This window comes from Anaerolineae bacterium (assembly GCA_013178015.1).
Classification (GTDB): domain Bacteria; phylum Chloroflexota; class Anaerolineae; order DRVO01; family DRVO01; genus Ch71.
This window is the reverse complement of the sequence record JABLXR010000051.1, coordinates 33484-44318: the sequence shown is the minus strand read 5'-3', so window position 1 is coordinate 44318 and position 10835 is coordinate 33484. Positions and strand designations below refer to the sequence as shown.

Genomic DNA, 10835 nt, shown 5'->3' with positions numbered 1-10835 from the left:
CTGGCCAGCAACCACGGCCGGCCAGCGAGCAGGCGAGGAACAGAGGCGATGCAGCATCCGATAGCGCCCAGACTGGCTCTGATAGGCATCTCTGGTCGCTTGCCATAGGACTTTGAGAAAGCCCTGGGGTTGTCGCCGGTGCCTTGTAGGGCCGGTCTGACTGGGCTATAATGCACTGCGTTCGTGGACTACCGTGTGATCGCCAGAGGAGGTGAAGAAGTGAATATCCGCATCGAGTATTGCACTGCTTGAGGCTACCTGCCAAAAGCCGTCAGTTTGGCGGAGAAGCTTCTGAGTGCGTACAAGACTGGGATCCAGGAACTCACTCTGCAACCGTCCAGCGGCGGCCGGTTCGAGGTGTTCGTGGACGGGCAGCAGGTGTTCTCTAAAGCCGAGACGGGCAGGTTCCCCAAGGTGGATGAGATTCAGCAGGCGCTGCCGGTGAAGTAGTAGCCGGGCGGTTCGTTGTGCGATCCGTCCCTTCGAGGGACGACAGGAAGACGTTGAGGGTGCGGCGAGAGTCGCACCCTTGCCATTGCCTATCGGAAGGGAGCAGAAGCAGTTGAGGGAACAGGACTTCGACTGCGTGGTCATCGGCGGGGGCCACGCCGGCTGCGAGGCGGCCCTGGCGGCGGCCCGGATGGGCTGCCGCACCCTCCTGCTGACTAACAACCTGGAGCGGGTGGGGTACCTGTCCTGCAATCCCAGCATCGGGGGCCCGGCCAAGGGGCACTTGGTGCGGGAACTGGCGGCGTTGGGAGGCGAGATGCCTTACAACGCCGACCGCTGCTTCATCCAGGTCCGTATGCTCAACACCTCCAAGGGGCCGGCGGTGCAGGCGCTGCGAGTCCAGGCCGACAAGACCCTCTACCCCGCCTCGATGAAGGCGGCTCTGGAGCGGACGCCCGGCCTTCTGGTTCGGCAGGGTATGGCGGTGGCCATCGAGGTGGAGAGCGGGGCCGCGTCCGCGGTGCGCACGGCAGACGGGGCCCGCTTCGCAGCCCGCGCGGTGATCGTTACTACGGGCACGTTCCTGGAGGCCCGCATAGTGGCCGGCGAGTGGGAGATGCCGGCCGGTCGGCAGGGCGACCCACCGGCGGCGGGGCTCTCGGCGTCGCTGGAGGGCCTGGGCCTCCGGCTGACGCGCATGCAGACTAACACGCCGCCGCGGGTGGACGCCCGAACGGTGAATTTCGCCCTAACCGAGAGCCAGCCCGGTTCGGAGGAGCCGCTGTACTTCGGGCTCTACTACGACCGAGAGCCGCCGCCTCCGCCGTTCGCTCCCGGACGGATCCACCCCATCTACCCGATAGAGCGCCAGCCGCACTGGCGCACGCAGCTACCCTGCTACGTGGTTCGCACTAACGCGGAGACCCATCGAATCGGTCGGGAGAACCTGCACCTCTCCCCCATCGCCGCTGGCATCTCCCGGGGCGCCGGCCCTCGCTACTGCCCCTCCTTCGAGGAGAAGCTCATCCGCTATCCCGACCGGGACTCCCATCTGGTGTTCCTGGAGCCTGAAGGCCACGACACGGCGGAGATGTACGTCCAGGGCCTCTTCACCGCCTTGCCCCTGGCGGTACAGGAGGCGATGTTGCGGTCCATCCCCGCCCTGCGAGAGGTACACGTCACCCGGCCGGGCTACGCCGTGGAGTATGATGTGCTGGTGGCAGGCCAGTTCGACCCGTCGCTGCAGGCCCGGGCGGTGCGGGGGCTGTTCTTCGCTGGGCAGGTCAACGGTACCTCGGGCTACGAGGAGGCTGCCGGGCAGGGCTGGCTGGCCGGCGTTAACGCCGCCCTCACCGTCCGAGGCGAGGAGCCGGTCATGCTGCGGCGCGATCAGGCCTACATCGGGGTGATGGTGGACGACCTGATCACCAAGGAGCACACTGAGCCGTACCGGTTGTTCACCTCTCGGGCCGAGTTTCGGCTTCTCCTGCGCCAGGACAACGCCGACTTGCGGCTGACGGAGACTGCTGCGCGGCTAGGGCTGGTGTCGGAGAGGTTCCGGGACCGGGTAGAGCGCAAGCGGACGCAGGTACGCCAAGAACTGGGCCGGCTGGCCCGGGTGCGGGTCCCCGGTGAGGAGGCACGGAGGGCCTACGAGCGGCGGGGCTTGGAGCCTCCCTCTCAACCAATCTCGGGGCTGCAACTCCTGCGGTGGTCGGAGGTAGGTTACGACCTGATCGAGGAGCTGGCACCGCCACCGGAGAAGCTGGAGGACGAGGCCAGACAGACGCTAGAAGTCGAGGCCAAGTACGCCGGCTACCTGGAGCGGCAGGAGGCGGAGGTGGAACGACTCTCTCGGCTGGAGCGGCGCCGGCTGCCTTCGGGGCTCGACTACAGCCGGGTAGTAGGACTGCGCGCGGAGGCTCGGGAGAGGTTGCGCGACGTCAGGCCGCTCACGGTGGGGCAGGCGGCCCGGCTATCGGGGGTCAACCCGTCGGACGTGGCTGTCCTACTGGCGCACGTGGAGAGGGGTAGGTTCTAGGTTGCAGCGGATAGGAAGCAGGGTACAGATTGCCGCGCGAGGCTAACCGCGGCAGAGCGGGCACACCATCGAGGAGGGCGTAATGGCTGAGGCCCGGCGGGGGCTCTACTTCGAGGACTTCGAGATCGGCACCAGGATGGTCAGCCCGGCCCGGACCATCACCGAGGCGGACGTGGTGTGGTTTGCGGGGCTGTCGGGCGACTACAACCCGCTGCACACGGACGAGGTCTACGCCAGCCAGACCATGTTCGGGGGACGCATCGCCCACGGGCTGCTGGTGCTGAGCGTGGCCAGCGGGCTGGCGTCGCGCCTGGGCTTCCTGGAAGGGACGGTCCTAGCCTTCTTGGGGCTGGAGTGGAAGTTCCGGGAGCCGGTGCGGGCGGGGGACACAGTGCACGTGGAGGCTACCATCGCCGGCAAGAAGGCCATGCCACGACTGGGCGGCGGCATCGTGGACATAGAGGTGGCGGTGGTCAGGCAGGACGGCACCACCGCCCAGAAGGGCACCTGGCGCCTCCTCATGCGTGCGCGACCGCAGGACTAGCCACGGAGACACAGAGAAGGGCATAGACCAGAAAGGGGAGAAGCGAACTTCGGAGGCTCGTCAGTCTCCTGGCCTCCAGTACCTTTCTTGGCTTGTTCTCTGTGTCTCCCTGTCTCTGCGGCTATCTCAGCCACTGGTGCAGCCAGTCCCAGGCCACGGTGCCGTGCCATTCGTGCTGGCCCGGGTGCTCGTCGTAGGCCAGGCGATCGGAGGCGCCGGCGGCGGCGTAGATGCGGGCTAGCCGCTCATAGGCTACCCGGACGTCCTCGATGACGAAGCAATCGTCCCGAGTGCCGGCCTCGATGAGGAGCGGCTTGGGAGCGATGAGGCCCGCCATCTCGGGGATGTCGCCGTAGCGGAGCAAGCCGGGGACGTACTGGGCGCCGCAGAAGTTGCCCTTGCCCCGCATGGTGAGGGCGTCTCCCTTGACGGTGCTCAGGTAGCCGCTGATGACGGCCACCTTGACCCGAGGGTCGTTGATGGCCAGGTGGGTGGTCATGGTGCCGCCGTAGGAGAGACCGAGCACGGCCAGGCGGTCGGCGTCCACCTCCGGCCGAGCGGCGAGCAGGTCCAGGGCGCGCATGCCGTCCCAGACGTTCTGGGCCAGCAGGGTGTAGCCATAGTACTCCCAGGCCATGCTCACCACGTTGCAGGGGTCCCGGTTGGGGCGCGACCACTCCGCCGGAGGACGACGCTCGCCGAAGGGGATCCAGTCGGGGGCGATCACCACGTACCCGCGGCGGACGGCCTGGAGGCCATAGTCGTAGTTGAGGCTGCGGATGAGGGCGGTCCTCTCGTCCTTGCCCTGGTCCAGCCCGACGGCGTCGTCCTTGCCGTTGCCGTGACCGTGGGCCGCCAGGATGCCCGGGCGTCTCTCACCCTGCCCGATGCCCTTGGGGATGAGCAGGTAGGCAGGGACGGTGACGCCGGGGGAGGAGTGGAAGTAGAGTTTGAGGCGCACGTGATCTCCCATGTCCTCCTCCGAAGCGACTTCGCTCTCCGGATCCGCGGGTTCCGGCCAGGGGCCGAGGCAGCGGCGGTAGGCGTCGGCGAAGCGACTGCGCCAGGCGTGGTAGTCGGCGACGGTCTCGCCGTCGAAGCAGAGGACGGGCTCGATCAGCCGGCCCAAGGCCTGGATGGCATCGTAGGCGTTTGCGTTGGCTCGGTCGGCCATTTCTCCTCCCTAGGGCAGGTTACAGGTTATAGGGGATAGGTTATAGGTTGTAGGGAATAGGTATTGTGTAGGTATTTGCGTAGCTGCTTTCGGAACAAGGTGTACATCCGGGCGTCAGCGGGAAGCTGCGCCGTATCAGCGGCATCAGCGGCCTATCCTGCTGGGCGGGCGAGAGCGTAGCGGTTGCCGCCGAAGTTGACCAGGGGGCCGGGGACGTCGCCCATGTAGGAGGCAAGCACCTCGCCCACGAAGATGGTGTGGTCTCCGGCCTCGGTCGCGGTGGTGAGGCGGCACTCGAAGTTGATGAAGGCATCTTCGATGAGGGGGGTGCTCAGGACGCGGCCGGGCACCATCTTCAGGCCGCACCGCTCCACTTTGTCCATCTCGCGGCCGGAGTGGCTGCCGCAGATGGCGACCGTCTCGGCCATGTGGGCAGAGGGGAAGGCGAGGACGAACTCGCCTGCCTGCCGGACAAGCTCGTTGGTGTAGCGGCTGTGGCCGACCGAGACGGCGAACATGGGCGGAGTGCCGGAAACGCGCATGACCCAGCCCGCGGGCATGACGTCCACAAAGCCGTCCTCCCGGCGGGTGACGACGAGGACGATCCACTCGGGCCGCTGCGCGGCGATGGCTTCGCTGGCGGTGACTTCTCTCATGGTCCCTCCTCTTGGGCCGGCTGGGCTGGGTGCATGATAGAGGTGAGAGGTGGGGTGTCAACCTGAGGAGGCAGACTCAGGCTGGGAGGGAAGCCCTTTGACACCTTCGGGTCCGTCGCCCTATAGTCCCGCTAATGGATGGCCCTGCGACCCACACGGCTCGCCACCGGACCGCCACCGGCGCGTGGACGGTGTTCGCGGCCGTGGCCGTGGCCGGCGCCGGAGGCATGGCCCTGGAGATGACGGCCTCCCGCATGCTGCTGCCCTACTACGGCGACTCCTATCTGGTCTGGGCCAACTTGATCGGGCTGGTGCTGGCCGCTCTCTCTCTGGGCTATTATGTGGGTGGGGCGGTGGCGGACCGATGGCCGTCCTCTCGTCTGCTGGGCCTGGCTTTGCTGGGCGCCGGCACGTGGACGGCCGGGATCCCAGCGCTGGGTTCGGTCTGGCTCCCCTACCTAGACCGGGTCATGCCGGTGAGCCAGACGGGGTGCGTGGTGGGCTCGTTCCTGGCGGTCACCATCCTACTGGCGGCGCCCGTGCTGCTCCTGGGTCTGGTACCTCCGTTGGCCATTCGGCTGCTTTTGGAGGGTGTGGCGGTTGCGGGGAATCTGACGGGACGAGTGTACGCCGTCTCCACCGTGGGCAGCATGGTGGGCACGTTCGCTCCGGTCCTGTGGCTGATGCCCGCCTTTGGGGTGCGCGCGACCTTCGCCGTTGCGGCGGCGGTTCTGGGGCTTACAGGCCTGTTGGGCCTGGCTGCGAGTGTGAGGAGAGGGCGGGCAGGGTCGTTCGGCCCTGCCCGGGATGCTTGGTAGGGGCAGGCCACCGTGCCTGCCCCAGTCTGAGGAGGGTTCGGGAATGATGGAGAAGGTCAAGTGGGGTATCATCGGCACGGGTGTGATCGCGCCCAGCCACGCTAGCGCCATAGCGGCCTCCGACTATGCCGAGTTGGTGGCGGTCTGCGATATTGACGAGCCTAAGGCGCGCGAGTTCTCGGCCAAGTATGGCAGCGTGCCCGTCTACACCGACTACATCCAGATGTTGGAGGAGGCTGGCCTGGAGGCGGTGAGCATCTGCACTCCCTCCGGCCTGCACTCGGAGATGACCATCGAGGCGGCCGACCGGGGGGTGAACGTCCTGTGCGAGAAGCCCATGGCCATCACCCTGGAGCAGATGGACGCTATGGTGGAGGCGGTCAACCGGACTGGCATCAAGGCCGAGGTCGTGTTCCAACGACGCACCAGCCCCTTGTCGCAGAAGGTGCGGGAGGCAGTGCAGAGAGGCGATTTGGGGCAGATGGTCCTAGGAGACGCCTACCTCAAATACTACCGCTCCCCCGCCTACTACAAGAGCGCCGACTGGCGCGCCACCTGGGCCCTGGACGGGGGTGGCGCCCTCATGAACCAGGGCGTGCATGGGGTGGACTTGCTGCTGTGGATCATGGGCTCGCCGGTCAAGACGGTCTTTGGCAAGGCCGAGGCCAAGGTGCGCGACATCGAGGTCGAGGACACGGCGGTGGCGGTGCTCACCTTCGAGAACGGCGCTTACGGGGTCATCGAGGGCACCACTTCCTGTAACCCGGGCGAAACCACCACCTTCGCCCTCCACGGCGACCGGGGCACCATCATCTTCGGCGACAAAGGCCTCGAGAAGTGGGCAGTGGCTCCCAGCCGCGAGGAGGTGGCCCAGCCGGTGGAGGTGCAGATCGAGGAGCAGCCGGCTCTGCTCTCCAGCGCCGACCCTCGGGCCGTGGCGGTCCAGGGACATCGGTTCCACGTGGACGATCTGGCCCGGGCCATCCGCGAGAACAAGAAGCCCTTTGTCACCGTGGAGGAAGCTCGGGCGGCGGTGGAGCTCATCCTGGCCATCTACCAGTCGGCACGGACGGGTCGGGAAGTGGTGATGAAGGACTTCGTGGGCCGGTAGGGGGATGGACACGGAGACGCGGAGACACTGAGACGCGGAGACAGGGAGAGGGGGAGACAGGGAGACGCGGAGAAGGCTGTGACGCCTCCGCATCTCCCCTCTCAGGGTCTTCCCCTCTCCCCCTCTCCCCCTCTCCGTGTCTCCCCGTCTCCGTGTCTCAGTGGCCGAGGCGCTTGCTGCATCGCGAGGCGGTGCCTATACTGGACGCTAACTGAATAGAGCGGCTGGGGGAGCTCGGTGACACCGGGCTGAGAGGGTCGTGGCACCCGCGAGGGAGCTAGCGGCCGACCCCTGGAACCTGAACTGGGTAAGGCCAGCGTAGGGAAGCACGAGTCCACAGAGCGGCTACCCATGAGGCAGCCGCTCTCTTGGTTTTGGGGTGCCGGAGGTGGGAATGCTGGGGCTGGTAGTGTCGGGGGGTGACTGCGAGCCGCCTCATAGGCTCGAGGAGTGGTCCCGCCGGGCTGAGGTGGTGATCGCCGCCAACGGGGGAGCGGAGCACGCCCTGCGCCTGGGGCTGACGCCCTCTCTAGTAGTGGGCGATCTGGATTCCCTGTCGGCGCGTGTGCGGGAAAGGCTGGAGGCAGCGCCGGTCACGTTTATACGTCACCGCCCGGACAAGGACGAGACGGACACCGAGTTGGCCTTGCGGGCAGCCCTGGACGGCGGATGCGACGAAGTGGTGCTGCTTTGCGCCCTGGGCGGACGCCTGGACCACACTCTGGCGAACGTGTTTCTTTTGGCCCTGCCCGGAATGGACGATCGCGGCCTCCTGGCCTCCGGCGACACCGAGGTGCGACTAGTGCGTCGCACTGCCCGTCTCGAGGGGGCTGCGGGGGACCTGCTGACGCTCCTGCCTTTCGGGGCGGACGCAGTGGGGGTACGGACGGCCGGATTGGCGTATCCGCTCGACGGGGAGACCCTGCCGGTGGGTTTCGCCCGAGGGGTCAGCAACGTGTTCGAGGAAGACGTGGCCGAGGTCAGCCTGCAAGGGGGCGCCCTGCTGGCGGTGCACCTGCGGCGCGGTGGCAAGGCAAGGCAGGTAGACTGATGGCCAAGATGGTAATGGGGATCCAGGTGATCCCCCAGGCTGAGGACGTGTACGGTGTGGTCGACCGGGCCATAGAGGCGATCCGGGCCAGCGGCCTGCGCTACGAAGTGACGCCCATGGAGACGGTGGTGGAAGGGGAGCTGGACGAGCTGCTGGACGTGGCCAGAAGGGCGCACCGAGCCGCCCTGGAGGCAGGCGCCCGCAGTGTCCAGACTCACATCAAGCTGGCGGAACGGGGAGGGGGCCGCGACGTGAGCGTCGCCGACATCATGGCCCGATATCGCTGATGGCAGGCGGGAGTTCGGCCTTCCGCCGTCTGGCACAGCGCTGGCGGGAGTGGGCGCCAGCGGCACTACTCATCGCCGGGCTGCTGGCCGTATGGGAGGTAGCAGTGCGGGTCACGGGCACGCCGGAGTGGCTCCTGCCGGCCCCCAGTGCTATCGCCTCTGCTATGGTGGATTCGGCCGCCCTGCTAGCGGGCCACACGGAGCGGACTCTGGTGGAGACGGCTGTGGGGCTGGCAGCGTCGGTAGTGACGGGGGTGAGCCTGGCGGTGGCGGTGGACCTCCTACCCTCCTTGCGGCGGGCCATCTACCCCATCCTAGTGGTGTCCCAGACTATTCCCATAATCGCCTTGGCGCCGCTGCTGGTCGTCTGGTTCGGGTTTGGGCTCCTGCCCCGGGTACTAGTGGTGACGCTGGTCTGCTTCTTCCCCATTGCCATCAGCACCGCTCAGGGGCTGGCCGGGGCAGACCCGGACATGGTGGCCCTGTTGGCCTCAATGGGAGCGGGGCGCCTGCAGATCTTCCGCAAGGTGAGGCTGCCCGGGGCCCTGCCGGCGGCCTTCTCCGGGCTACGCATCGCCGCCACGTACGCCGTGATCGGCGCCGTCATCAGCGAGTGGGTGGGAGCGAGCCGGGGCCTAGGCATCTTCATGATCCGGTCGGCCAATTCCTACCTCACGGCCCGCCTGTTCTCGGCCATTGCCGTCACGTCGCTGTTGAGCATCGGCCTGTTCGGACTGGTGGTGCTATTGGAGAGGGTAGCATTGCCGTGGTACTACGCGGCCAGACGGGAGGAAAGATGGGAGGACCTGGGATGAAACTGGACATGACGCGGGCGAACACAAGGTTCGCTCCTAACGAGGCGAGGGCAGTGGTGAGGTGGGTCAAGACACCAGCAGATGCAACGTCAGCCCCGGCGGGGACGCGGACTGGGGCAAGGTGGATCGCCATTGCCTTGATGGCGGTCATGGTGCTGGCGCTGGCCGCCTGCCGGCCGACGCCGGCTGCGCAGCAGGTGGTGCTCATGCTGGACTGGGTGCCAAACACCAACCACACCGGCATCTACGTGGCCCTGGATAAGGGTTGGTACCGAGAACAAGGCATTGAGCTGGAGATCATCCAACCGGCGGAGGCTGGTGTGGAGCAGGTAGTGGGGGCGGGGCAGGCGCAGTTCGGCATCAGCTTCGCCGAGTGGCTCACGGCGGCGCGGGTGGAAGGGATTCCCATAGTGTCTCTCGCTGCCATCATCCAGCACAACACTTCCGGCTTTGCCTCGCCGGCCGAGAAGGGGCTGGAACGCCCTCGCGACCTGGAGGGGCATCGGTATGGGGGTGGCGGGCTGGAGATCGAGCGGGCCATGCTGCGGGCCCTCATGGAGTGCGACGGTGCCGATGTCGATCGGGTGGAATTCGTGGACGTGGGCTATGCCGACTTCTTCGTGGTCACCCAGCGGGAGGTGGACTTCACCTGGATCTACTACGCCTGGACCGGGATCGAGGCGGAGATTCGCCAGGTCCCCATCAACGTCATCTGGCTACGGGACTACGTCGAGTGCGTGCCCGACTACTACACGCCCATCATCATCACCAGCGAAGCTCTGATCGCTGAGGAGCCGGACCTGGTGCGCCGCTTCATGGCGGCCACGGCGCGAGGCTACCAGTACGCCATCGAGGACCCGGAGGGAGCGGCCGAGATTCTACTTGCGCACGCTGAGGCCGATGAGGAACTGGTGCGCCGCAGCCAGGAGTGGCTCAGCCCCCGCTATGCCGAGGACGCTCCCCGATGGGGCGAGCAGGACCTGGCCGTGTGGCAGCGGTTCACCGACTGGATGTACGAAAACGGGTTGATCGCTCAGCCTATCGAGGCCGAAGCTGCCTTCACCAATGACTTCCTTCCCCAGGAGTAGGCGCGCCGTCCAGGTGCAACACCTCAGCAAGTGGTACCGCGTGGACGGTCACGTGGTCCAGGCGCTGGCCGACGTGACGCTGGGGGCGGACGAGGGCGAGTTCGTTAGCATCGTCGGCCCCAGCGGCTGCGGCAAGACAACCCTTTTCAACCTGATCTGCGGGCTGAGTCGTCCCGACGGCGGCCGTATCCTTCTGGACGGCCGAGAGATGAGAGGGGAGCGAGGACGGGTGGCCTACATGCCCCAGAAAGACGTGCTCCTGCCTTGGCGGACGCTGTTGGAGAACGTGCTTCTGGGCGCCGAAGTGGATGGCCAGCCTATGCTCCAGGCGCGGCAGGAGGCGCTGGAGCTGATGTCCGCCTTCGGACTCGAGGGGTTCGAGCACCGCTATCCTCACGAGTTGTCCGGGGGTATGCGGCAGCGAGCGGCCCTCCTGCGCACTTACCTCTTTCACCGAGATGTGCTCCTGCTGGACGAGCCCTTCGGTGCCCTGGATGCCCTCACTCGACGGCAGATGCAGGTGTGGCTCATGTCGGTATGGGAGGAGCGCCGCAAGACCATCCTCTTCGTCACCCACGACGTGGAGGAGGCGGTGTTTCTGTCCGACCGGGTCTACGCCCTCACGCCTCGACCGGCCCGGGTCAGTCACGAGATGGAGGTGGACCTGCCCCGGCCGCGGAGGCCGGCACTACTGGCGGCACCGGAGTTCGTGGCCGCCCGAGCGGAGCTGCTGGGGGCGCTGCTGCCGGGGTGATCTAGCCGCGTAGAGCGGAGAGAAGGGCACGGGGGACAGGAGCAAA

At 66.9% G+C, this 10835-nt stretch carries 12 protein-coding genes and 1 riboswitch; of the genes, 10 read left to right on the top strand and 2 right to left on the bottom strand.

Going from position 1 to position 10835, the window contains the following annotated elements; genetic code table 11:
• The first annotated feature begins 198 nt into the window (after positions 1–198).
• From HPY83_16585 to HPY83_16575, 3 genes are all read left to right on the top strand, one after another.
• Entirely contained in the window at positions 199–450 is a 252-nt protein-coding gene (locus HPY83_16585; GenBank protein ID NPV09563.1) for a SelT/SelW/SelH family protein, read from the top strand.
• Between the two features lie 22 nt (positions 451–472).
• Complete coding sequence (gene mnmG / locus HPY83_16580) at positions 473–2491, top strand: tRNA uridine-5-carboxymethylaminomethyl(34) synthesis enzyme MnmG (GenBank protein ID NPV09562.1); 2019 nt, start codon at positions 473–475, stop codon at positions 2489–2491.
• An 82-nt stretch (positions 2492–2573) separates the two neighbouring features.
• Positions 2574–3035, top strand: a complete 462-nt coding sequence (locus HPY83_16575; GenBank protein NPV09561.1) for a dehydratase — start codon at positions 2574–2576, stop codon at positions 3033–3035.
• A gap of 121 nt (positions 3036–3156) precedes the next feature.
• Here HPY83_16575 and HPY83_16570 read toward each other — a convergent pair whose 3' ends face one another.
• Both HPY83_16570 and HPY83_16565 read right to left on the bottom strand, forming a co-directional pair.
• Complete coding sequence (locus HPY83_16570) at positions 3157–4209, bottom strand: prolyl oligopeptidase family serine peptidase (protein NPV09560.1); 1053 nt, start codon at positions 4207–4209, stop codon at positions 3157–3159.
• A gap of 152 nt (positions 4210–4361) precedes the next feature.
• On the bottom strand, positions 4362–4865 hold the full coding sequence (locus tag HPY83_16565) for a flavin reductase family protein (protein ID NPV09559.1): 504 nt from the start codon (positions 4863–4865) through the stop codon (positions 4362–4364).
• A gap of 134 nt (positions 4866–4999) precedes the next feature.
• Here HPY83_16565 and HPY83_16560 point away from each other — a divergent pair, with 134 nt between their 5' ends.
• From HPY83_16560 to HPY83_16530, 7 genes are all read left to right on the top strand, one after another.
• Positions 5000–5683: a fused MFS/spermidine synthase gene (locus tag HPY83_16560; protein ID NPV09558.1), complete on the top strand. Its 684-nt coding sequence runs from the start codon at positions 5000–5002 to the stop codon at positions 5681–5683.
• 43 nt (positions 5684–5726) lie between these two features.
• Complete coding sequence (locus tag HPY83_16555; protein ID NPV09557.1) at positions 5727–6794, top strand: Gfo/Idh/MocA family oxidoreductase; 1068 nt, start codon at positions 5727–5729, stop codon at positions 6792–6794.
• Positions 6795–7010: 216 nt separating this feature from the next.
• Positions 7011–7136: riboswitch (TPP riboswitch) on the top strand.
• A 52-nt stretch (positions 7137–7188) separates the two neighbouring features.
• Positions 7189–7845, top strand: a complete 657-nt coding sequence (locus HPY83_16550; GenBank protein NPV09556.1) for a thiamine diphosphokinase — start codon at positions 7189–7191, stop codon at positions 7843–7845.
• Positions 7845–8132, top strand: a complete 288-nt coding sequence (locus tag HPY83_16545; protein NPV09555.1) for a thiamine-binding protein — start codon at positions 7845–7847, stop codon at positions 8130–8132. Before HPY83_16550 ends, HPY83_16545 begins: the two co-directional genes overlap by 1 nt.
• Positions 8132–8947, top strand: a complete 816-nt coding sequence (locus tag HPY83_16540; GenBank protein ID NPV09554.1) for an ABC transporter permease — start codon at positions 8132–8134, stop codon at positions 8945–8947. Before HPY83_16545 ends, HPY83_16540 begins: the two co-directional genes overlap by 1 nt.
• Positions 8948–9087: 140 nt before the next feature.
• A complete protein-coding gene (locus HPY83_16535; protein NPV09553.1) occupies positions 9088–10035 on the top strand; it encodes an ABC transporter substrate-binding protein in 948 nt (315 codons plus the stop codon).
• Positions 10013–10789, top strand: a complete 777-nt coding sequence (locus HPY83_16530) for an ABC transporter ATP-binding protein (GenBank protein ID NPV09552.1) — start codon at positions 10013–10015, stop codon at positions 10787–10789. The genes HPY83_16535 and HPY83_16530 overlap by 23 nt, the downstream gene beginning before the upstream one ends.
• Positions 10790–10835 lie beyond the last annotated feature (46 nt).